The 20,411-nt window shown below is 43.7% G+C and carries 28 protein-coding genes; 20 read left to right on the forward strand and 8 right to left on the reverse strand.

What is annotated here, in order from left to right:
* Positions 1-43: 43 nt before the first annotated feature.
* From OSCI_RS22365 to hrcA, 5 genes are all read left to right on the forward strand, one after another.
* The gene (locus OSCI_RS22365; RefSeq protein WP_007357436.1) at positions 44-712 is read left to right on the forward strand and encodes an HAS-barrel domain-containing protein; all 669 of its coding nucleotides are present in this window, start codon (positions 44-46) and stop codon (positions 710-712) included.
* A 157-nt stretch (positions 713-869) separates the two neighbouring features.
* Entirely contained in the window at positions 870-2,432 is a 1,563-nt protein-coding gene (gene crtD, locus OSCI_RS22370; RefSeq protein WP_007357437.1) for a C-3',4' desaturase CrtD, read from the forward strand.
* Between the two features lie 30 nt (positions 2,433-2,462).
* Entirely contained in the window at positions 2,463-2,852 is a 390-nt protein-coding gene (locus OSCI_RS22375; protein ID WP_007357438.1) for a pentapeptide repeat-containing protein, read from the forward strand.
* A 65-nt stretch (positions 2,853-2,917) separates the two neighbouring features.
* Entirely contained in the window at positions 2,918-3,358 is a 441-nt protein-coding gene (locus OSCI_RS22380) for a rhodanese-like domain-containing protein (protein WP_019487192.1), read from the forward strand.
* A 164-nt stretch (positions 3,359-3,522) separates the two neighbouring features.
* Entirely contained in the window at positions 3,523-4,617 is a 1,095-nt protein-coding gene (hrcA, locus tag OSCI_RS22385; protein ID WP_324603607.1) for a heat-inducible transcriptional repressor HrcA, read from the forward strand.
* 211 nt (positions 4,618-4,828) lie between these two features.
* Here the strand turns inward: hrcA and OSCI_RS28765 are convergent, their stop codons facing one another.
* Together OSCI_RS28765 and OSCI_RS22390 are read right to left on the reverse strand one after the other, a co-directional pair.
* Positions 4,829-4,966: an IS5 family transposase gene (locus OSCI_RS28765; RefSeq protein WP_007357441.1), complete on the reverse strand. Its 138-nt coding sequence runs from the start codon at positions 4,964-4,966 to the stop codon at positions 4,829-4,831.
* Between the two features lie 21 nt (positions 4,967-4,987).
* On the reverse strand, positions 4,988-5,890 hold the full coding sequence (locus tag OSCI_RS22390; protein WP_007357442.1) for an alpha/beta fold hydrolase: 903 nt from the start codon (positions 5,888-5,890) through the stop codon (positions 4,988-4,990).
* Positions 5,891-6,138: 248 nt separating this feature from the next.
* Between OSCI_RS22390 and OSCI_RS22395 the strand changes: the two genes are divergently transcribed.
* Positions 6,139-6,612, forward strand: coding sequence for an ATP-binding protein (locus OSCI_RS22395; protein ID WP_007357443.1), 474 nt, complete (start codon positions 6,139-6,141; stop codon positions 6,610-6,612).
* Between the two features lie 133 nt (positions 6,613-6,745).
* Here OSCI_RS22395 and OSCI_RS22400 read toward each other — a convergent pair whose 3' ends face one another.
* Positions 6,746-7,027 (reverse strand): DUF6439 family protein, encoded by a 282-nt coding sequence (locus tag OSCI_RS22400; RefSeq protein WP_007357444.1) that lies wholly within the window; start codon positions 7,025-7,027, stop codon positions 6,746-6,748.
* A 140-nt stretch (positions 7,028-7,167) separates the two neighbouring features.
* Between OSCI_RS22400 and OSCI_RS22405 the strand changes: the two genes are divergently transcribed.
* A complete protein-coding gene (locus OSCI_RS22405) occupies positions 7,168-7,527 on the forward strand; it encodes a hypothetical protein (protein WP_007357445.1) in 360 nt (119 codons plus the stop codon).
* Positions 7,528-7,651: 124 nt separating this feature from the next.
* Here the strand turns inward: OSCI_RS22405 and acs are convergent, their stop codons facing one another.
* Entirely contained in the window at positions 7,652-9,622 is a 1,971-nt protein-coding gene (gene acs / locus OSCI_RS22410; RefSeq protein WP_007357446.1) for an acetate--CoA ligase, read from the reverse strand.
* Positions 9,623-9,783: 161 nt separating this feature from the next.
* On the opposite strand from acs, the gene OSCI_RS22415 reads away from it, so the two are divergent.
* The 3 genes from OSCI_RS22415 to OSCI_RS22425 all read left to right on the forward strand — a co-directional run bounded on the left by OSCI_RS22415 (position 9,784) and on the right by OSCI_RS22425 (position 11,097).
* Positions 9,784-10,062 (forward strand): type II toxin-antitoxin system RelE family toxin, encoded by a 279-nt coding sequence (locus OSCI_RS22415; protein ID WP_234708805.1) that lies wholly within the window; start codon positions 9,784-9,786, stop codon positions 10,060-10,062.
* Positions 10,063-10,081: 19 nt separating this feature from the next.
* A complete protein-coding gene (locus OSCI_RS22420) occupies positions 10,082-10,279 on the forward strand; it encodes a type II toxin-antitoxin system prevent-host-death family antitoxin (RefSeq protein ID WP_007357448.1) in 198 nt (65 codons plus the stop codon).
* 158 nt (positions 10,280-10,437) lie between these two features.
* Positions 10,438-11,097, forward strand: a complete 660-nt coding sequence (locus tag OSCI_RS22425) for a hypothetical protein (RefSeq protein WP_026103697.1) — start codon at positions 10,438-10,440, stop codon at positions 11,095-11,097.
* Between the two features lie 40 nt (positions 11,098-11,137).
* Here OSCI_RS22425 and OSCI_RS22430 read toward each other — a convergent pair whose 3' ends face one another.
* From OSCI_RS22430 to OSCI_RS28770, 3 genes are read right to left on the reverse strand one after another with little or no spacing between them, the layout of a single operon-like run.
* A complete protein-coding gene (locus OSCI_RS22430) occupies positions 11,138-11,383 on the reverse strand; it encodes a hypothetical protein (RefSeq protein ID WP_007357450.1) in 246 nt (81 codons plus the stop codon).
* Entirely contained in the window at positions 11,380-11,679 is a 300-nt protein-coding gene (locus tag OSCI_RS22435; protein WP_007357451.1) for a colicin immunity domain-containing protein, read from the reverse strand. Before OSCI_RS22435 ends, OSCI_RS22430 begins: the two co-directional genes overlap by 4 nt.
* Positions 11,680-11,681: 2 nt before the next feature.
* Complete coding sequence (locus OSCI_RS28770) at positions 11,682-11,936, reverse strand: colicin D domain-containing protein (protein WP_234708806.1); 255 nt, start codon at positions 11,934-11,936, stop codon at positions 11,682-11,684.
* A 51-nt stretch (positions 11,937-11,987) separates the two neighbouring features.
* On the opposite strand from OSCI_RS28770, the gene OSCI_RS22440 reads away from it, so the two are divergent.
* From OSCI_RS22440 to proB, 10 genes are all read left to right on the forward strand, one after another.
* Positions 11,988-12,650 carry a vWA domain-containing protein gene (locus OSCI_RS22440; RefSeq protein WP_007357453.1) on the forward strand — a complete coding sequence of 221 codons (663 nt, stop codon included), beginning with the start codon at positions 11,988-11,990 and terminating at the stop codon, positions 12,648-12,650.
* Between the two features lie 143 nt (positions 12,651-12,793).
* Complete coding sequence (locus OSCI_RS22445; RefSeq protein ID WP_007357454.1) at positions 12,794-13,570, forward strand: PP2C family serine/threonine-protein phosphatase; 777 nt, start codon at positions 12,794-12,796, stop codon at positions 13,568-13,570.
* A gap of 11 nt (positions 13,571-13,581) precedes the next feature.
* Positions 13,582-13,902: a hypothetical protein gene (locus tag OSCI_RS22450; protein ID WP_019487193.1), complete on the forward strand. Its 321-nt coding sequence runs from the start codon at positions 13,582-13,584 to the stop codon at positions 13,900-13,902.
* Complete coding sequence (locus tag OSCI_RS22455) at positions 13,887-14,219, forward strand: type II toxin-antitoxin system PemK/MazF family toxin (protein WP_019487194.1); 333 nt, start codon at positions 13,887-13,889, stop codon at positions 14,217-14,219. The genes OSCI_RS22450 and OSCI_RS22455 overlap by 16 nt, the downstream gene beginning before the upstream one ends.
* A 402-nt stretch (positions 14,220-14,621) precedes the next feature.
* Entirely contained in the window at positions 14,622-15,197 is a 576-nt protein-coding gene (locus tag OSCI_RS22460) for a DUF3727 domain-containing protein (protein WP_007357457.1), read from the forward strand.
* A 168-nt stretch (positions 15,198-15,365) separates the two neighbouring features.
* A complete protein-coding gene (gene mltG, locus OSCI_RS22465; protein ID WP_007357458.1) occupies positions 15,366-16,490 on the forward strand; it encodes an endolytic transglycosylase MltG in 1,125 nt (374 codons plus the stop codon).
* Positions 16,491-16,568: 78 nt separating this feature from the next.
* Positions 16,569-17,090 (forward strand): YqeG family HAD IIIA-type phosphatase, encoded by a 522-nt coding sequence (locus tag OSCI_RS22470; protein ID WP_007357459.1) that lies wholly within the window; start codon positions 16,569-16,571, stop codon positions 17,088-17,090.
* Between the two features lie 41 nt (positions 17,091-17,131).
* Positions 17,132-18,028: a hypothetical protein gene (locus OSCI_RS22475; RefSeq protein ID WP_007357460.1), complete on the forward strand. Its 897-nt coding sequence runs from the start codon at positions 17,132-17,134 to the stop codon at positions 18,026-18,028.
* Entirely contained in the window at positions 18,025-18,726 is a 702-nt protein-coding gene (locus OSCI_RS22480) for a hypothetical protein (RefSeq protein WP_007357461.1), read from the forward strand. The genes OSCI_RS22475 and OSCI_RS22480 overlap by 4 nt, the downstream gene beginning before the upstream one ends.
* 48 nt (positions 18,727-18,774) lie before the next feature.
* Positions 18,775-19,884, forward strand: a complete 1,110-nt coding sequence (proB, locus tag OSCI_RS22485) for a glutamate 5-kinase (RefSeq protein ID WP_007357462.1) — start codon at positions 18,775-18,777, stop codon at positions 19,882-19,884.
* 18 nt (positions 19,885-19,902) lie between these two features.
* Here proB and OSCI_RS22490 read toward each other — a convergent pair whose 3' ends face one another.
* Positions 19,903-20,277 (reverse strand): tetratricopeptide repeat protein, encoded by a 375-nt coding sequence (locus OSCI_RS22490; RefSeq protein WP_007357463.1) that lies wholly within the window; start codon positions 20,275-20,277, stop codon positions 19,903-19,905.
* Between the last annotated feature and the right edge of the window lie 134 nt (positions 20,278-20,411).

The raw sequence follows: 20,411 nt of genomic DNA on the forward strand, positions 1-20,411 counted from the left end.
TCTCTTTCCCTAGCCCCTAGCCCCTAGCCCCTAGCCCCTATATATGCGTCTTCCCCTACCTCAATTTACTGTAGAAGATCGTCGCCGCGACCACATTGGTGAGGTTATTGAAACAGCTACTACAGAATTTGTGGCTCAATGTTTAGAGCCAGATGATTTAAACTTTCCGCCGATGCCACCTTTTGGATGTTGGGTGAAAGCTGTAGACGAAGAATCTAGAAATCAGATTTACGGCGTAATTTATCATGCCACAACTTGCCCCATTGATACAGTTCACAGGGCTAGAGCTTTGGGTTTATCTCTCCAAGATTTAAGGGAACAACAACCCCAGATTTTTGCAATGTTAAAAACGGAATTTCGAGCAGCAATTGTGGGATTCCAAGGGCCGGAAGAAAGGTATAATGGTTCTGTACCGAAGCCGGGAACTATTTATCAATATATCCCGCCGCGTCCACCACAAATTCACCAAGCTGTTTATAGTTGTGAACCGGATGAGGTGATTGCTTTTAGCGAACAGTTGGATTTTTTGCGGACGCTGCTTGAAGTTAGTAATGCACCTGTGGATGCGTTGGCGGCGGCGGCGATTCGGGAGATTTATCAACTACGAAAACGCGATCGAGCCTGGTTAGTGCAGGCCGGAAGAAGTTTGAGTCTTGTGCTTAAAGATGATTACGATCGGTTAAGAGTAATTTTGAGTCAATTGCATCCATAAATAACCTAATTAAACGTTAGATACAGATAGCTAATAAGCTTAAGATATAAGCATTTTTCCTTCTATCCTAGATAACTAAAATTTCTTCTAGGTCTCCGCGTCTCCGCGTCTCCCCATCTCCCATCTCCCATATCCTTCTTCCTTCTTCCTTAATTTTATGCTAAGCGATCGCACTCCTGACAGCAAACCCCGAATCGTCGTAATTGGGGCCGGAATTGGTGGACTCACAGCCGCAGCCTTATTAGCCAAAAGAAGCTACCAAGTGCTAATCTTAGACCAAGCGATCGTTCCTGGGGGATGCGCTTCTACCTTCAAACGTAAAGGCTTTACCTTCGATGTTGGTGCTACCCAAGTAGCAGGTTTAGAACCTGGAGGTATTCATCATCGTATTTTCTCAGAATTAGACATTGAAATTCCCGCCGCTACACCCTGCGATCCCGCTTGTGCAGTATTTCTTCCCGGTGAAACTGAACCTATTAGTGTGTGGCGAGATCCTAAAAAATGGCAGTTAGAAAGGCAAAGACAATTTCCCGGAAGCGAACCTTTCTGGCAGTTATTAGCAACTTTATTCAAACCTAGCTGGAAATTTCAAGGTAGAGATCCAGTTTTACCGCCACGTAATTTGTGGGATTTATGGCAATTAACTAAAGCAGTTCGTCCCGAGACTTTGATTACTTTGCCGTTTACCTTCATGACGGTAGGTGATGCTTTAAGATTGTATGGTTTGCGGGATAATCTACGTTTGAAAACTTTTTTAGATTTACAGTTAAAGCTATATTCTCAGGTGGATGCAGAGGAAACAGCACTACTTTATGCGGCGACGGCTTTAGGTGTTTCCCAAGAACCGCAGGGATTATATCACTTGCAAGGGAGTATGCAAGTATTAAGCGAGAGTCTTGTGGAAGCTATAGAAAGAGATGGTGGAAAATTATTAATGCAGCATACAGTTGAACAAATTCATACAGTCAGTAATAAGGCTAATGGCGTAACTATTCGCAATCAGAAAACAGATGAAGTTTGGACAGAAACGGCTGACCATATTATAGTTAATGTAACTGTACAAAACTTAGTAGAATTGTTAGGGGAAGGAGAAAAATTAGCAACTAATTTAGTAACTAATTCAGTTGCTAAATTGCCAGACTCAATGGTTGGCTACAAATATCGAGTAGATAAATTGCCTCCTGCATCAGGTGCTTTCGTCATATATTTAGGAGTAGAGGAAAGTGCAATTCCTGAAAATTGTCCGCCACACCTTCAATTTTTATACGACTATAACGGCGTAATTGGTGAAAACAATTCCCTATTTGTTTCTGTCAGCAAGTCAGGAGATGGTAGAGCACCGAAAGGGAGGGCGACAATTACAGCCTCATCTTTTACCGATACTAGAAAGTGGTGGAATTGTGCGGATTATGAAGGGTTGAAACAAAGATATAGCGAAGAAGCGATCGCGCGTTTGGGTCAATATTGTGACTTAACACCTGATAAGATTTTACATCAAGAAGCAGCAACGCCTCGAACATTTGCGCGGTATACTGGGCGAGATCTAGGAGTGGTCGGCGGTATTGGTCAAAGAATACCAACTTTTGGGCCGTTTGGCTTTGCAAATCGGACACCAGTTAAGCATCTTTGGTTAGTAGGTGATTCCACTCATCCAGGGGAAGGAACAGCGGGAGTTTCTTACTCTGCTTTAACAGTGGTAAGGCAAATTGTTAATGGTTAGTGTTCGTAGTAGAGATTTAGGAGGAGAGTTATGAACAAAAAAGAATTGCTCAGACTTTACGCTGCTGGGGAGAGAATTTTTGCGAGAATTAAGATTAATGACACTGCGTTGAGTGGAGTTGACTTAAGTGGAATCAATTTGAGCAAAGCTCACCTTATGGCTTTCAATTTGAGCGATGCCAATTTTAGTAATGCTAACCTGAGTGGGGCTAGAATGCTTGGTACTAATCTAAGCGGCGCAAATTTGAGTGGTGCTGATTTGACTGACGCTGACTGCGAGAGAAGTAAAACTGATAATGTTATTTTGGTGGCAACCAACCTGACAGGCGCTAAAGGTTTTGGTAGTGGGATAGGAGCTTTTATCTGCAAAACCATTGAACCAGGAGGTGAATTCGTAGAGGGGCCCGATTGGATTGAGTAAATAAGCCATAAATTTAATGTTATACTAAGTAGTTAACGAGTGTGCTTTGCCTCCTCAACTGCTTGGTGAAGCCAAAGATATATCTCTACAAACACTGCCTTTTTGTCATTGCTGATAATAGTATTTTTAATATTGCCGTCGATAAAAGCTCTAACCAAATGCCACAAATGATACCGGAAATTAGTGTAGAAGAATTAGGCCGCCGTCTCCAGGAAGAATCAGTAGAGAAATTGCAGCTTGTAGACGTGCGAGAAACCTACGAAATTGCGATCGCATCCCTACCAGGGTTTGAAATTTTGCCCTTAAGCGAATTTGCCGCATGGTCTGACCAAATTCGTACCCGCCTCGATCCCGACGCAGAAACTCTAGTTCTATGCCATCATGGGGTGCGATCGGCTCAAATGTGTCATTGGTTGATAGATCAAGGCTTCACCAATGTCAAAAACATCACAGGCGGGATCGACTATTACTCACTAAAAGTCGATCGCACCATCCCCCGCTATTAGCCAAACTCTGTTATGGTGGGATTAACAACTCCGATCTGCTATCTTTGAGGACAGAGTTTCTGGGTTCAGAGTAGAGGCGGGTTTAGCCCATAAACTTTGCATCTCACCGATCGATTTTATACAAAACCCGCCGCCATTTGTTCGATAATTGAGCTTAAATGCCTGTGAGCGTCAATCTTACCGATCGCCAACAACGTATTCTTTGGGCAACAGTTCGCCATTATATAACTACAGCCGAACCTGTTGGCTCAAAAGCTTTGGTTGACGAATATAACCTCAGTGTTAGTCCCGCCACCATTCGTAATGCGATGGGAGTCTTAGAAAAAGCCGGACTACTCTATCAACCTCACACCTCCGCCGGACGGATTCCCTCTGACTCAGGCTACCGGATTTATGTAGATCGGCTGATCGCTCCCTCTGAAAAATTAGGTGGTAAAGTCGAACAGGTTCTAGACCAGCTTAATTGGTCTGATGGCCGGATGGAAACGCTGCTGAGGGGTGCAGCCCAAATTTTGGCAACTGTCAGCGGCTATATTGCCTTGATTACCCTTCCTCAGTCTCATACTGGTAACTTGCGCCACGTTCAACTGGTGCAAATCGACCCGAAACAGGTAATGCTGATTGTGGTGACTGATAGCTACGAAACGCAGTCAGTTTTGATGCAGTTACCTCAACCTAAAAATGGTGAAACCAGCGAAACTTTTGGGCCAGAGGATGCAGAAATAGTCGATCGCGAATTGCAAATATTATCAAATTTCCTTAATAGCCAACTGCGGGGGCGATCGCTGTGCGAACTCTCACTGATCGATGCTAGCGAATTAGGTCGCGAATTTGAACGCTATGCCGAATTATTGAAAACTGTACTCTCAGATTTGAGTCGCAAAGCTCAAACTCCAGCTTATACACGCATTTTAATAAGTGGTTTAGCAGAAGCCCTACGATTACCTGAATTTTCCCAACTCCAACAAGTTCAAACCATTATTCATCTACTAGAACAAGAACAAGAGCAACTCTGGCCTCTAATTTTTGCATCAGGTAGCTCAGAAACGCCCGGTAAGCGGGTGAAAGTGCGAATTGGGTCAGAAAACCCCTTAGAACCGATCCGCTGTTGTACGCTAATTTCCTCAACTTATCAGCGAGGTTCAGTGCCGGTGGGCAGTGTCGGAGTTTTGGGGCCGACGCGGATGGTTTATGAAAATGCGATCGCTGTAGTCGAAGCAGCAGCAGATTATTTAAGCGAGGCGATCGGTGGAACTTGAGCAATTTATCCTGATAGCTATCTCTAGCTTGGGAATATAAAAAGCATAGATGCACCCTGATTTACAAACCCCAAGCAAAACTTGCCTGGGGTTTTTTATAGCTAGGGGCTAGGGCGTGTTTTCAAACTATAGCAACCGCCAGGGCGGTTAAGGGGCTAGGGGCTAGGGGCTAGGGAAGAGGGGAAGAGGGGATGAAGAAAGTTTCAACGTCTTAACCGCCCTGGCGGTTGCTATACAACCATAACAGAATGCAGGCGATCGCGATCGTGGCTGTATAATTTGTAGCTAGCTTTTCATATCGTGTAGCAATACGTCTCCATTGCTTGAGTCGGTTGAGAGCACGTTCCACAATGTTACGTGACGGTAGATTTCACGAATTAAAGAGCGATCGCACCCAGGAACCGATCAAAGCGTTTACCTGTTCTGGTACTTCGTCGTGGGGACAGTGGCCGGCGCGGATAAAATGTTCTGTTAACTGAGGATAATGTTGGCGAAACTTGGCGCTTCTTTCTTGTGAATTCATCCAAGGGTCAGCTTCTCCCCACAACATTAACAAGGGACAGCTCATTTGACTGAGCAATACATCTATTTTTTCCCCTTGAGGTGTCCTAAAGACAGAAGCAAATACTTTAACTGCACCGCGATCGCAGGAAGGAAGATAAATCTCTTCCACTAACCGAGCTGTGACTGCACTTTGGTCGAGATAAACTTTTTCTAGGGTTTTCCGAATTACCGATCGCTGCCTAATATACTGAAATAATAGAAAACTTGCCCAATCTTGTTGAAATAAGACCTTAGCTAGGGAAGCAAGGGCTTTTTGCAAGGGAGGCGCGTCGGGGGCCGGTTGTGGCTCGCTAAATGGCCCGGCGCTGTTGATTAAAATTAATCCTGCGGCTGAGGCTGGACGTTGAGCGGCGACACACAAAGCTGCATAACCTCCCAGGGAATTTCCAGCTAATACTGCTGGCCGACCAATCACATTGGTGATGAAATCATCAAGTTGGTCGCGCCAAAGATCGCCGCCATACTGCCATTCTGGTTTAGCTGAACGCCCAAATCCTAAGAGGTCGATCGCCCACACTTCAAAATCTTTGCTCAGTTCGGCGATATTCTTTCGCCAGTGGTCGCAAGATGCGCCAAACCCGTGAATTAATAGCAGGGGAGGGCGTTGGGGCTGCGTTTCTCCGGCACGGATGTAGTAAATTGACTGTCCCCGCCACTGCCAGATTATGCCGGGTATAGATGCTGTGGTAATAGCTGGGGTTGCCTGCATGATGTAAAGATTTAATAAGTTATTTGAACCATTGTATCGAAAAATCGGGAGGGGGAGGGATGGCGATCGCCTAGTGTTCGGTCTGCCGAAGAATATTTTCCGAAGCTATTCTCTTTTGTTAAGTATTTTGGTAATCTAGGAATATAAGTAGAATTGCAATGTTCAGTTAAGTGGACATATTCAATAGTAGGGGAGCCAACTATGCAGGGCGTGAATGTTATCCACCTGACAGTTAGGGAGTTTTCTGAGTGATTGCTTTATCTCCGCGCCCCGTAGGGCGCAAGTGGGTTACGGTTAGATTCGCTTCTACCCTCTACCTTTGTCCTATTTTGGATCTGCTTTTAGCAGAGGTTCCGGCTCCGTGGAAAGCGGAACTCCGGTTAGGACTTCAGGAAGCTTTGGTGAATGCTGCTAAGCATGGGAACAAATTAGATCCCAGCAAAACAGTTGCAGTACGTTTTTCCTTTATGTCAAATCAATTGTTGTGGGTGATATCAGATGAGGGTTCAGGCTTTTGCGCCCCTTGTGAGTGTAGTATCCCCCCATCTATGTGCGATCCACATACAGATAACTTTACCCCCCCCCATGTTGAACAAGAATGTGGCAGGGGGTTATTTATTCTTTATCAAATTTTCGATCGGGTGGAGTGGAACTCTCAGGGTACAGAGTTAACTCTGTGCAAAGAAGTTGACCGCCGTTCTCGGTTGCCTTATGTGCGTTAGGGTTTAATCAATTTTGAGTTGTAGGGGTGGTGTCCCCGTTCCCGCTCTTTGAGTTAATAAAGAAGTTTATTAGCTCAAAGCTGAAGGTGAGCGATCGCCTACTTTTATACTCCTACAATCTCACAATGCGGAACTATTTACCGTGTCCGTGAGTGGGACAAGGGGGAGCAGAGATTGACTTATCTAGCCAGCCTACTGCTTGACTGAGGCGGGGTAGAGCTTCCTCTGTTTGGTTTTTGAGCAAAAATACTAAGGCTGCTGCTGCTTGTTCGCTGGCGCGAGCTGAGCGGTTAGCTTTGAGTCTGTGCCAATCTTTTTCGGAGATGGCTAGGCGCTGGGCTAGTGCTTGGGCTAGTTCGATTGTGCTAAGTTCGTTGAGGTTGATGCTGGGTGATGACTGGGTAGTTTTGAGCATAGTTATTGGGGAGGTAGTTTGGTTTCCATCCCTGTAGGGATTTAAAATTAATCCACTTAAGGTTCTTACTATACCGCAAACAAGAGCAATAACTAATTTACAAATAGGTTTTCTTAACTATTGGTCAGGGTAAATACGGAATGAAAACGCCTCAAGAGTCGCCGGGAGAAAATGAAGCTGAATTTGAACAAGCATTGCAGGAAGTGGAGAGAGTGCTGGCGGATGTTAAGGAACGTTACGAACAGGTGAAGCGCGATCGCGATCGACAGGTTGAACTGGGACATCGACGGGAGGATATTCGTCAGCAGCAGCGTCGAAATCCTTTACCTGAGTTTAAGGCAGAATTGCGACAAATTCAGCAGGAATTGGAAACTATAGAACTTAATTTGGAAAGTAGCCTGTTTAGTTGGGGAAGTTTGAAACAACCTTTTTGGCAGGCTGTGCGGTTTGGGGGAGTGGGAATTATTATTGGTTGGATGTTGAAGTCTTTTGTGGGGTAGGAAAATTGTTTCCTAAAAACACTTTATCAAAAGCACAATCAAGAGAGAAAAATCGCAAATAAACGCAGATAAATTCAATAATTATCTGCGTTCATCCAGCTATATCTGCGGTTAAAAAATCCCCTTATGCACCACCGCGTAATTTATCCAAAACGGTGCGATCTTCTAAGGTAGAAGTATCTCCTGTAACTTCTTGACCGGCGGCTAAAGAACGCAACAACCGCCGCATAATTTTACCCGATCGCGTCTTCGGTAAAGCATCAGTAAACCGAATCTCTCCGGGACGCGCGATCGCGCCAATCTCACTGACAACGTGCTGTTTCAACTCCTTCTCTAACTGCGGACTCGAACTATACGCACTATCCAAGGTAATAAAAGCTACAATCTCCTCTCCCTTAATCTCATCCGGCTTACCCACAACCGCCGCCTCAGCGACCGCAGGGTGAGAGACTAAGGCTGATTCAATCTCCATTGTACCGAGTCGGTGGCCGGCAACACTAATCACATCGTCCACGCGGCCCATCACCCAGAAATAGCCATCTTTATCCTTGTGTGCGCCATCGCCGGCAAAGTATAAATAATCGCCATTTTTCGGGCGCAAATATTCCCAGTAAGTGCGACGGAAGCGATCGGGATCGCCGTAAAGCGTTCGCATCATTCCCGGCCAAGGATGCTTGACGACTAAATAGCCGCCGCTTTCATTGGTAACGGGTTCGCCGTCTTGATCGATGACATCGGCGACAATTCCAGGGAAAGGTAGGGTTGCAGAACCGGGTTTAGTGGCGATCGCACCTGGTAACGCTGTAATCATAATCCCGCCCGTCTCAGTTTGCCACCAAGTATCGACAATTGGACATTTGGAGTTACCGATGATCCGGTGATACCACATCCACGCTTCCGGGTTAATGGGTTCGCCAACGGTTCCCAACAGCCGCAAAGATGATAAATTCCGGGATTTGGGGTGATGTTCGCCCATTTTCATAAACGATCTGATCGCAGTCGGCGCGGTGTAGAAAATGTTGACACCGTATTTCTCGATTACATCCCAAAAACAACCGGGGTTGGAATTACGCGGCGCACCTTCGTACATCAGGGTTGTAGCGCCGTTGGACAGCGGCCCATATACAATGTAGCTGTGACCTGTAATCCAGCCGACATCGGCCGTACACCAGTAAACATCGGTATCTTGCAGGTCGAAGATCCACTTCGTGGTCATGTGGGCGTATAGATTGTATCCGCCGGTGGTGTGAACAACGCCCTTCGGTTTACCTGTACTACCGCTGGTGTATAGAATAAACAGCATATCTTCGCTGTCCATTGGTTCGGCGGGACAGTCGGCGGATATGCCTTGTTGTAAGTCGTGCCACCAATGATCGCGGCCGGTTTCCATGTGGATTTGTTGTTTTGTCCGTTGAACCACCAGAACGTCTGTAACGCTTGGTGTTGCGCCGTTAGCGAGGGCTTTGTCTACTTGTTCTTTCAGGCCAACGATCGCATCTTTGCGGAAGCCACCATCTGCCGTAATTACCAATTTAGCTTGGCCGTCGTTGAGGCGATCGCGCAAAGCTTCAGCGCTGAATCCGCCAAACACTACGCTATGGATTGCCCCAATTCTGGCACAGGCTAACATCGCGATCGCGGCTTCGGGAATCATCGGCATATAAATACCAACGCGATCGCCTTTTTGCACTCCCAATTGTTTAATTACATTCGCCATTTGGCAGACTTCGCGGTGGAGTTGCGCGTAAGTGAGAGTCCGTGAGTCTCCCGGTTCCCCTTCCCAAATCAGCGCCGCTTTATTCTTTCTCCAAGTCGTCAAATGCCTGTCTAGACAGTTGTAGGAAATATTAATTTTACCGTTGACAAACCACTTAGCAAAAGGCGGTTGCCAGTCGAGTACGGTATCCCATTTTTGGAACCAGTCAAGTTCTTTTTCTGCGAGTTCTGCCCAGAATGCTTGGGGATCTGCTTTAGCGCGATCGTAGAGTTGTTTGTACTCTTCCAAGCTTTTGATATGCGCTTTTTCGGAAAATTCCGCCGGTGGCTGGAATAAGCGTTTTTCTTGCAGTATTGATTCGATCGTATCTTGTGACATCGTTCTTAAATGTAACTTCAATTAGTCTTTTTAACTATTGTTTGCACAAGTTGGGACAAAAATATGTTTATTTTCCTTAAGACTTGAGAATCTCCTGTAAACTTAAATTTTTAACTATTGATTGAGTGGATAAGTTATGAGATAATAAAAATGGTAGTATCTTGGTTATCCTGTGGATGAGCGACGGTTTGATGAATTACCAAGTTGAGTTTAAGCCGAAAGCGATTAAAGATTTAGAATCTTTGCCAGTAGAGGTACAAAACCGAGTTTTGACCAAGATTGAGTTAATGCAAAATAACCTAACTGGGGATGTGAAACGCTTAACTAACTACACGCCAGAATATCGACTGCGGGTAGGAGATTACCGAGTTTTATTTGAAATCGAGGAAGATGTTTTGGTAATCTACCGTGTCAAACATAGAAAAGATGCTTACACTTAGACAATTGGAGGAAATATTAATGATTCCATTACATCCTGAGTTTATTACGAAAAATGGCAAAAAGGAATTTGTCGTGATACCTTACGAAGAATTTGAAGCACTGCAAGAATTAATTGCTGACATGGAAGATTTGATGGATTTGAGAAAAGCCAAGGAGGAAGATGTAAATCAGCCTTCAGTACCGTTAGCAGAGGTGAAAAAAATGTTAGGATTTTAAGATATATGGGACTTACGCACCCAACCAAAGAAACCGGGTTTTTTGACGAAAATACTTCGCCCTCACCCACATACGATCTCAAAAACCCGGTTTCTGCGACGACCTGCGTAAGTCTCGATCTAATGAAATTGTTGTTAAAATTGACTCTAAAAAAAGCCATGACTGAAAATTTAGAAGCAAGCCAACTTTCACTAAATGAGGTTCATTGCCTTCTCAAACTAGAAAGACAAATAGAAGGTTCTTTTGCTGAATCTTTATCTCTGGAACCACTAACCGACGTTGAACAGCAGGAAATATTGGAGATCGGTCATAATTTTTGGCGTTATCTAGAAGCTGGAAAAATTTCTGAAGAACTGGTTAAATTTTTAGTGCTTTCACCATTAATGAGATTAACAGGATTTTTCAAAATTCCTGTCGTCCTGACAATGGAAAATAGTATACCTATTGAAGTTGAAGATGGAGACACTTTAATTAAAGGGCGCTTGGATATTTTAGCAGTAAATCAGCCCGATGCAGAGATAACAGCGACGCGGTTTTGGATTTTAGTAGTCGAGGCAAAAAATAGTACACTCGATCCTTGGGCGGGTTTACCCCAGTTACTAACTTATACTTATAAAAGTTTGCAGCAGCAAGCCTCTGTTTGGGGATTAACGACGAATGGACGTAATTATCAGTTTGTGCATTTGACACGGGGAAATCCTTGTACTTATCAGATTTTACCAGAATTAAGTTTGATTGACAGGGAGCGATCGGTTCAGTTAGTGCAAGTGTTGAAAGCTATTTGCAAGTTGCAAAATGTACAGTTACAATTGGCATAACTCAGTTGAAATAAGAAGAAAAGCTATGACTGAAACTTTATCAGACATCATCAATTCCCTCCCAAATTTGGGCAACAGGAATCGTTTTACCAGTCATTGCTTCATGCCAAGCTTGACGAAAATCTGCTAAAATTGTTTCTTTAGGTTGCTCTTCTTCATTAATTTCTGTTACTTCTTGAATGAGCACAATCACTTCGACTCGGCTATCTCGTTCTAACTCTAGTGGTTCATCAACACACAATTGTCCTTGATTATCAATCGTTGCCATCACTTTAATTGCTTTCATTTGTCCTCCCGATAATTTAAGGTGTAAGAAGTTGTTAAATCAACCAACTTATCCAGCGTTTCCTCTGCCGATACTTGCAATTGATCCTCACCAATATCAAATCGAGGATCTTCAATCAAATCTGGATCGCTGCAATAAGCATCCACATCGGCAAACAGCTTGTCTAAAATTTTAAATTCTCTTCCTAGTTGGAGATTATTATCACCCTTAAACAGTTGTATAAACCGCTGCTCAAACTCATCAGCACTAATAGTATTGCCAACAAACTCTTGTAATAACTTGATATATTTCTCCATACCTATCCACCTCCAATATCTCCAGTGGTGGTTAATTCCACAACTTGTGAAGAATTCAGTTTCCAACCAATAACAAAGTTATCTCCTGCATCCACAATAACATTCAAATTAGTTAATAGGTCAAAATAGTGCTTTACTGGTTGCCTGCGATAAGTACCCGCAATCTCCTGCACTCCCTGTTTCTGCAAGTGAACTTGAATAGCCTTGGTAAAACTATCTAGCCCCTCATGGAACCTCTGGCGGATCTTAAGAGACAATGGAAGGGAAGTTATCCCCGCAGAAGTAACAGCAAGGTCAACCCTGGAACCATGAGACTCGACGAAGCCGTAGAATTTGCCGAAAACCCAGAGCCCCGATGCCCCTGCGTCCTCCTACTGGACACATCAGGCTCAATGCAGGGCGCACCCCTTGATGCCCTCAACGAAGGACTGCAAACCTTTAGGGATGACCTCACTAGAGACGAACTCGCCAAAAAGCGCGTAGAAGTAGCCATTGTCACCTTCGACAACCAGATTAAAGTCGTGCAAGACTTTGTGACAGCCGACCAATTTGAGTCCCCACTGCTGACAGCCCAAGGACAAACCCACATGGGCGCTGGTATCAGCTACGCCCTGGACATGATCGCCGCCCGCAAGTCGGAATACCGCAACAACGGCATCACCTATTACCGTCCCTGGGTATTTATGATTACTGACGGCGAACCTCAAGGAGAGTCAGAACAGCTTGTAGAACAAGCCGCCCAGCGGATCAGAGAGGAAGAAGCTAACAAGCGCGTTGCCTTTTTTGCTGTCGGCGTGGAAGGCGCTAATATCTCACGTTTAGCCCAAATTGTCGATCGCACTCCCGTAAAACTTAGAGGGTTAGATTTCCGCGAAATGTTCATCTGGCTGTCCGCTAGTATGCAAAGAGTATCTCACTCAAAAATTGACGAACAAGTAGCACTCCCGCCCCCTGGATGGGGAACAGTTTAGTAATTGTTAACTGTTAACTGTTAACTGTTAACTGTTAACTGTTGACAGTTAATTGTTAACTGTTGACCAATAACTAACAACTAACAACCAACAACTAACAACTAACAACTAACAACTAACAACCAACAACTAACAACCAACAAATGACAGAAGATAAAGGACAAATAATTAAATGCCGAATTGTAGCGGCATCAGTGATGGGAACAAGTCACGAAAAGCGATCGCAACCCTGCCAAGATGCACATAGATGGGAACTTCTACCAGACGGCATTTTAGTCGCCGCAGTTGCAGACGGTGCTGGTTCAGCTACACTTGCAGAAGTGGGAGCCCAAATTGCAGTCACAGCCTCCGTAGAAGCCATTTCTCAGAACCAGCAAACATGGTTTGAAGATGACAGCAATTGGCATCAATTGCTCGCTGAAGCCCTGAAAACAGCGCGGGAAGCTGTGGAAGCAGAAGCAAAAGTTAGAGAAGTCAAAGCGCGAGATTTAGCCAGTACATTAATTTTAGCTATAGCTACTCCTTACCTGTTAGCAGTTGCCCAAATTGGGGACGGTGCGGCGGTGGTAGGAGATAGCGAAGGCAATGTTATCGCAGTGACAGTTCCACCCTGTGGCGAGTACATTAATGAAACTATCTTCCTGATTTCAGACAATGCTTTGGAAACAGCACAATTGCAAGTATGGCGAGGAAAATTAACGCATTTAGCCCTGTTCTCCGATGGTTTGCAAATGTTAGCCTTAAAGATGCCAGACGGCACGCCTCATGTTCCCTTCTTTTCCCCCTTATTTCGGTTTGCGGCACAAATAGAGGATGAAGTAGAAGCCAAACAGCAGTTAGAATCATTTTTGCGATCGCCCCGCGTTACCGAACGCACTGACGACGATTTAACCTTATTATTGGCAAGTTTTTCTAGTTAGGAGATTGAGCAATGGAACCCAAAAGATATTATTTTAAGCTAGAAATGGAACAGTTGCCAGACGATGTTTGGCAGCAGTTTAAATATAGCGACATTGTAAAAACAATGAAATTTCAAAATAAAGTAGAAATTGTAGAACAGATTGAAACACTGCCCGAACCAGTTTTTGATAATTTAAAACAAACCCTCAGAAAAATCAGGGATGAAAACTTCTTTAAACTAATAAAAGCCAATCCCGAAAAGTTTGAATGGTTTCTGACCGCCTCGGTAGCCGTCTCAGAGGAAGAACGGCGTTTGGAGGCCTTGGAGGATGAAGCATGGAAAGATTTGTAAAGGGTGATGTTGTAGTGACTTTATTTCCCTATTCAGACTTTAGCAAAACGAAACGCCGTCCTGCTCTAATTTTAGCTGTACTCCCTGGAGAAAATGTAATTGCGTGTCAGATTACCAGTCAGCCAATTATTAATCGTTACGCAATTTCGATTAGCCCTACAGATTTTACCGCAGGTTCGCTGAAAAAAGAGAGTAAGATTCGCCCAGAAGTAACTCATACAATTGAGCGCAGTGTTATTAGTTACAAAGTCGGGAGTTTTACACCGGAAAAAGTAGAGGAAGTAATTAAAAAACTGGTAGAAATCCTAGAAGAATAGTAAATCACTATAATACTAAAAAAACAGCAGAAAAACCCTCTCAACCGCTGATAAAGTAAGGTGGGTACAAGCCGCAAAAAACTTATAACTCATAGCCGAAGATGGTTCTCAGCTTGCGCCCACCCTACAAGGTTTCTTCTTCCTTCTTCTGATATATAACAACTGCCAAGATGGTTAGGACACTCCGAATGGCTGAAACCATTGATTCTCTTCCCCTCTTCCCCTCTTCCCTATTTACCCTTCCCCATCTCCCCATCTCCCCCATCGTTCCATCTTGCCAACCGCTACGTGATATCCTGATTGTGCAAAGAAAGGTTCGCAGGTCGTTTCCGAGCTGTTGCCAAAAGCGAGAAAATTTCCCAGTACCTTTGCGTACTGTGGAGTGCAAACAACATATACGCAATGTTCTCATCCCCATCCTCCAAACGGAATGGACATTCCGACGAAGATTCCGTCACCCTGACTGATGAAGCAGGGCGATCGCTGACTTGCAGCATTGAGCATTCTATGGACGTAGAGGGCCAAGAATACGTCCTGCTGCTTCCCGTTGACTCGCCAGTAGAAATTTTTACTTGGCAAGGAGACGACGCGGATGAGGCAGCTATCCCCGTAGAAGACGAGGCCGAAATTTCTCTAATTTTTGACACTGCCGAAGCCGTCCTACAGGAGCATAACTTAAAGCTCCTGCGGACGGCTGTAACGCTGACTGTTGTCGGAGAGTTGCCAGAATTTTCCGAAGAGGATGCGCCAGAAGATTCCGAAAGCGAAGATGAATCGGATTTCGAGGAACTTATGTGGCTAGCTAGCTTCTATCACGAAGAACAGGAGTATGCTATCTACACGCCCCTTGATCCGTTCTTTATCTTGGCGCGGATGAATGAAGCAGGCAAACCGGAACTGCTCTCAGCAGAAGAGTTTGAAAAGTTAGAACCCCTATTGCCGATGCTGGAAGACCAATTCTTTGATGAACTGGAATAGAGCAAGCACGCGCCAGCCGATTTTAGATTTGAGATTTTAGACGGACTCAAATATCTAAAATCGGCAATTATTTAATTTAGGATTTTTGTCCCATTAGTTTTCCTGCCATTAGTTAAGTGCCAAGAAATCTTGACAATTGACCTCGACAATTGATTTCAACAATTGACAATGAATACAGAATCACAGACAAAAGGCAACGAGCGAAACAGGACGAAAAAACGTACTCAGAATTTTTCTAAGGTGCTGTTTTATCTAATCTTGCTGCCTGCAACCTGGGGCTTTTTTGCTTGGCAGGGCTGGGCTTGGTGGAGTTGGGTTAGTTCCCCAGCGAAAACAGCAGACCAAAATGGGCAACCTCAGCAAAGTGCTGTTTCGATCGCCATTCCTCCTGGCACTTCCAGCCAACAAATCGGCAAAGATTTAGAGGCGGCGGGACTGATCCGTTCTGCTACGGGCTGGAATTTGTGGGCGCGATGGCTGACGCTGCAAAACCGTGAGGGCGGTTTTAAAGCTGGGACTTATGAATTGTCCCCAACTGTGCCCCTGACTGCGATCGCTGACAAAATCTGGAAGGGAGAGGTGATGCAGTTAAGCTTCACTATTCCAGAGGGTTGGTCTTTGCAGGATATGGCGAGTTATTTTGAGGCCCAAGGCTTTTTCCCAGCTAAAGACTTCCTAGCGGCGGCGAGTCAAGTTCCTTATGGCTATTATCCTTGGTTGCCCAGTGGGTTGCCTCATTTGGAAGGGTTTTTATATCCAGATACTTACCAAATAGAGGGCGATCGCGTTAATGCCGAAGCTGTGGTTAAACAAATGCTCAGCCGTTTTGAGCAAGTAGCTCTCCCCCTATATCAAAAAGATCAAAAGCAAACTAAGCTGGAATTGAAAGATTGGGTGACTCTAGCGAGTATTGTGGAAAAAGAAGCTGTAATTGCCTCTGAACGCAAACGTATTGCTGGTGTATTTAGTAAGCGCCTGCAACAGGGGATGAATTTAGGGGCAGATCCGACAGTTGAGTACGCCCTGGGCATCCGCCAAACTCGCGAAAAGCCTCTCACTTTTAAGCAGGTGGAAACTCCATCTCCTTACAATACCTATCTCAACCCCGGTTTACCGCCAACACCAATAGCGGCTCCGGGAATAGCGAGTTTAGAGGCAGCTCTTTATCCTGAAGATACAGAATATCTGTATTTCATGGCTCGCTATGACGGCACTCACATTTTCAGCAAAACGGCGGCTGAACACGAAGCGGCGATCGCTCAAGTGGATAAGCAGCAGCGCAATTCTCAATAAATCGCTAATCGGTAAGAGCTAATAGTCGAAAAAACAATTAGCAATTAGCAATTAGCAATTAGCAATTAGCAATTATTTATGTCTTGGGGCAAACTTTTAGAGCCTGACTTAGTTCTCGGCAATTCAGTAGTGCATCTCACTCCCGATCTCCTTCACCAAAATCAACTCAAGGGATTAGTTTTAGATGTAGATGAAACTCTCGTACCCATGAGGGCAGCTAACGCTTCTGCGGAACTGTTAGGTTGGGTAGAAGAAATTAAACCAACAGTAACTATTTGGTTGGTCAGCAATAACGTGAGTCAGCCTCGAATTGGTCGTATTGCTGAGTCTTTGAATTTGCCTTATATTACCGGGGCTGTTAAGCCTTCCCGCCGCAAGTTGAGACGGGCAGTGGAAGCGATGAATTTGCCGGTGGAACAGGTGGCAATGGTAGGCGATCGCCTTTTTACTGATGTTTTGGCCGGGAATCGTTTGGGTATGTTTACTATTCTAGTGGAACCAATGGTTAATATTGGTGAAGCAGTACGAAAATATCCTATGCGTTCTTTTGAAGTATGGGTTTCTCAAGCTTTAGGAGCATCTTTGACAATTAAAAGTTAAGCTCTCATTAACAATTAAAAATATAATAGTTAAAGGAGACAATGTACAAAGAAGAACAAATTAAACAACTTTTTGGGGATGAAGCTCTTGATTATTTAAAAAATAAAAATCAAGGAGGTACGAATAATCAGAAAGGAACTGACTATGAAACTAATTTCACTGTCTATCAACTAGCATTATTATCAAAAAGGGCGATCGAAGAAAACGAATTGATAAAATTTTATACTCAAGTTCCTGCCTTTGTTGATGATTTGCTCATTGAATTTGCTGACAGCAACATTTTTTATCACTACCAGTTAAAAAGCGGTACAAGTATAACTTGGGGCAAGGGGCTCAAATCTATAGCCGATGATTTTAAAAAGCAACAAGAGTTAAATCTAGCCAATTCTAAAACTTCAAATCTTTACCTAGTTGTTTCTGTTCATAACTTATGTGCAGCGCTTAATCAAAACATCCCTAACAAGATTAAATCATACAGCCAAGTTATTTACTTTCCACCCGAACCCAATTTAGTAAAAATTATCGAACAAGAACCAGCTTTTCGCGAAGCAATAGAGTATTTATCAGCTTTTGAAAACCCGGCCCCAGACAAGATAGAGTGTGTCGTAACGGTACTACTAGGCGCGTGGCTATGCAGTGATAAATCTGGCATTTCCCTCATGGACATCCTCAAGAAAGCTCAGAAGTCAACCCCTTCTTATATTTGTTCTTTCAGCCAGGAGCGGCAACTTGACCCCCAAGTAGAAAATATTTTAAGCAATATAGACAATTTCTCCTATAATCTAACTAAAGGTTTCCTGCATTGGAGCTATAGAGATGGACTGGAAGAGGGGACATTGCCCTACAGTATTGACACTGACCGATTTAGGCAGTTTCAAGAACTGCTCGAGAAAAATAACCCTACTTCCTTTGAGCAGCTAGAGGTGTTTTTAATATGACCCGAAAATACTCATCCCTCGTTAACGATCGTATTCGCTCTTTACTTAATACCTTAACGGACAAAAGTATAGAAACTCAACTATATCAAGAAACGATGACCAAGCTGGGAATGAGTTTGGGTAATGCTCTTCTCACAAAAATAGATAAAGAGAAAAGTGTTTATCTTGCCTCTACAGTTGAAGATGCCGATTTTTTAGCAAGAGGAGTATTGAATCAACTAGAAAATCATTTGGATTCAGTTGCTTTTGCTTGCTTTTGGAATCAAAGATTCTCGCCCTTTGAAATAGAAGATTTAAAAGTCGCGCCAATTCTCAAAAAATATCAAGAACCCACAGAAAGTCAAGTCAATTATTTAATAGTAATTAAATCTATTATTTCAGGAGCTTGTGTAGTCAAAACGAACCTGATTAACCTAATTCAAAAAATTACGCCAGATACAATTTTTATCGTGGCTCCTGTCATGTATCACAAATCTCAAGAAAAACTAATAAATGAATTTGAAAAAGATATTTACGAGAAATTAGAATTTCTATACTTTGCTGAGGATGACGAACGCACTCAAGAGGGAGAAGTGATTCCTGGTATTGGGGGAATGGTTTATGAGCGTCTAGGATTTAAAGGACAAGAAGACAAAAACAGATACATTCCTGAGATTGTAAAAGAGCGTCGTTCTCAACTTATGAAAGCTTCTGTATGAAAAATTCAATCAAACTTCAAGATTTATTGCAACAGATAGCAATTATTTATGCCTCAAACTATTGTTATTAAAATTGGTACTTCTAGTCTCACTCAGCCAGAAACAGGACATTTGGCTCTTTCAACTATTGCTAGTTTAGTTGAAACTGTGGCTAGTTTACGCCATCAAGGTCATAGAGTTGTTTTAGTTTCCTCTGGGGCTGTGGGAGTTGGTTGTGCTCGTTTAGGGCTGACGGATCGCCCTCGCAATATTGCTCTAAAACAAGCTGTTGCAGCAGTTGGTCAAGGGCGACTGATGCGGGTTTATGATGACTTATTTACAACACTACAACAGGCGATCGCACAAGTTTTATTAACTCGAAGTGACTTAGTGCAACGCCATAGTTATGTCAATGTTTATAATACTTTTCAACAATTGCTAAAGTTAGGGGTCATTCCCATAGTAAATGAAAATGACACCGTTGCTATAGATGAACTTAAGTTTGGTGACAACGACAACCTTTCAGCTTTAGTAGCTAGTTTAGTAGAGGCAGATTGGCTATTTCTACTCACAGATGTAGACCGCCTTTACTCAGCCGATCCTCGCAGTAATCCTGACGCTAAACCAATTAGTTTGGTGGAAAATATGGAACAGTTAGCAACACTTCAAGTGCAAACGGAAAACTCAAAAAGCGGTTGGGGAACTGGAGGGATGGTAACAAAAATTGAGGCGGCCAGAATTGCTACTGCTTCGGGAGTCCGCACTGTCATTACCCAAGGGCGTTTTCCCCGCAATATTGAGAAAATTCTCAAAGGAGAGGTAATTGGTACTCAGTTTGAACCTCAGCCTCGACCAGTTAATGCTCGGAAACATTGGATTGCAAATGTTCTCCTGCCTGCTGGTAAGCTTTACCTAGATGCAGGTGCTGTCAAGGCAATTTCTCAGGCTGGTAAATCGCTTTTAGCTGCTGGTATTACTCAAATTGAAGGAGAGTTTCAAAGTGAGGATGCAGTACAATTATGCGATGCTCAAGGTAAGGAAGTTGCCAGAGGACTTGTTAATTATAGCAGTTTTGAACTCCGCCAAATCCAGGGCTACCATTCTGAGAAAATTGCGCATATTTTGGGCTATGCTGGTGCTGAAACTGTCGTACATCGAGATAATTTGGTTATTACCTAAATAAGTAGTTTTACTCACTTAGACATCAGACAAGACTTTTTGAGTAGCTTGATATCCAGCTCTGTTATTTTGTTTTAAGTATTGTGAGGCTGCTTGTTCCAAATCTGCGATCGCGCCTTCTCGTTCACCTAATTGTAGTTTAGCTTGACCCCGCAGAAAATAAGCTTCAGGTTGGTTGGGATTTAAGTCAATAGCTTTATTTGCCTGATAAAGCGCATTGCGGTAGTCTTTAACTTCCATAGCATTTGCGGCTAAATCCACAAAATCATCGGCTACAATTATGGAGTCAGACGGAAGTGAGAGAGGTTCTTCAGCTAGCGAGACAGTCGGTGCAGCGAGAGCAACAGTCAGGGCTATGCTTAAGAATCCTATACTTTTGTAAAAAGCTTTCATTGCTTTTCTCCTAAATGCTCTTGTTTATAGAATAATCTTAAAAATAGTGGTATTGCTTCATCCCAAGTAGGTATCTTGAGCTCACCCTTTTAGGTGAGTTATTTGCAAAGGACTTATAAAGAAGGGGCTAGGGG

The organism is Kamptonema sp. PCC 6506 (assembly GCF_000180455.1).
GTDB lineage: Bacteria > Cyanobacteriota > Cyanobacteriia > Cyanobacteriales > Microcoleaceae > Kamptonema > Kamptonema formosum.

Excerpts from the sequence above, each read along its gene's own strand:
- OSCI_RS22445 (WP_007357454.1), top strand. The coding sequence starts at position 12,794 with ATGACAGAAGATAAAGGACAAATAATTAAATGCCGAATTGTAGCGGCA.
- OSCI_RS22420 (WP_007357448.1), top strand. The coding sequence starts at position 10,082 with ATGATTCCATTACATCCTGAGTTTATTACGAAAAATGGCAAAAAGGAA.
- OSCI_RS22450 (WP_019487193.1), top strand. The coding sequence starts at position 13,582 with ATGGAACCCAAAAGATATTATTTTAAGCTAGAAATGGAACAGTTGCCA.
- OSCI_RS22475 (WP_007357460.1), top strand. The coding sequence starts at position 17,132 with ATGTACAAAGAAGAACAAATTAAACAACTTTTTGGGGATGAAGCTCTT.
- OSCI_RS22400 (WP_007357444.1), bottom strand. The coding sequence starts at position 7,027 with ATGCTCAAAACTACCCAGTCATCACCCAGCATCAACCTCAACGAACTT.
- OSCI_RS22405 (WP_007357445.1), top strand. The coding sequence starts at position 7,168 with ATGAAAACGCCTCAAGAGTCGCCGGGAGAAAATGAAGCTGAATTTGAA.
- OSCI_RS22455 (WP_019487194.1), top strand. The coding sequence starts at position 13,887 with ATGGAAAGATTTGTAAAGGGTGATGTTGTAGTGACTTTATTTCCCTAT.
- OSCI_RS22430 (WP_007357450.1), bottom strand. The coding sequence starts at position 11,383 with ATGAAAGCAATTAAAGTGATGGCAACGATTGATAATCAAGGACAATTG.
- OSCI_RS22435 (WP_007357451.1), bottom strand. The coding sequence starts at position 11,679 with ATGGAGAAATATATCAAGTTATTACAAGAGTTTGTTGGCAATACTATT.
- acs (WP_007357446.1), bottom strand. The coding sequence starts at position 9,622 with ATGTCACAAGATACGATCGAATCAATACTGCAAGAAAAACGCTTATTC.
- OSCI_RS22425 (WP_026103697.1), top strand. The coding sequence starts at position 10,438 with ATGACTGAAAATTTAGAAGCAAGCCAACTTTCACTAAATGAGGTTCAT.
- proB (WP_007357462.1), top strand. The coding sequence starts at position 18,775 with ATGCCTCAAACTATTGTTATTAAAATTGGTACTTCTAGTCTCACTCAG.
- mltG (WP_007357458.1), top strand. The coding sequence starts at position 15,366 with ATGAATACAGAATCACAGACAAAAGGCAACGAGCGAAACAGGACGAAA.
- crtD (WP_007357437.1), top strand. The coding sequence starts at position 870 with ATGCTAAGCGATCGCACTCCTGACAGCAAACCCCGAATCGTCGTAATT.
- OSCI_RS22460 (WP_007357457.1), top strand. The coding sequence starts at position 14,622 with ATGTTCTCATCCCCATCCTCCAAACGGAATGGACATTCCGACGAAGAT.
- OSCI_RS22365 (WP_007357436.1), top strand. The coding sequence starts at position 44 with ATGCGTCTTCCCCTACCTCAATTTACTGTAGAAGATCGTCGCCGCGAC.
- OSCI_RS22470 (WP_007357459.1), top strand. The coding sequence starts at position 16,569 with ATGTCTTGGGGCAAACTTTTAGAGCCTGACTTAGTTCTCGGCAATTCA.
- OSCI_RS22390 (WP_007357442.1), bottom strand. The coding sequence starts at position 5,890 with ATGCAGGCAACCCCAGCTATTACCACAGCATCTATACCCGGCATAATC.
- OSCI_RS22375 (WP_007357438.1), top strand. The coding sequence starts at position 2,463 with ATGAACAAAAAAGAATTGCTCAGACTTTACGCTGCTGGGGAGAGAATT.
- OSCI_RS22480 (WP_007357461.1), top strand. The coding sequence starts at position 18,025 with ATGACCCGAAAATACTCATCCCTCGTTAACGATCGTATTCGCTCTTTA.
- OSCI_RS22440 (WP_007357453.1), top strand. The coding sequence starts at position 11,988 with ATGAGACTCGACGAAGCCGTAGAATTTGCCGAAAACCCAGAGCCCCGA.
- OSCI_RS22490 (WP_007357463.1), bottom strand. The coding sequence starts at position 20,277 with ATGAAAGCTTTTTACAAAAGTATAGGATTCTTAAGCATAGCCCTGACT.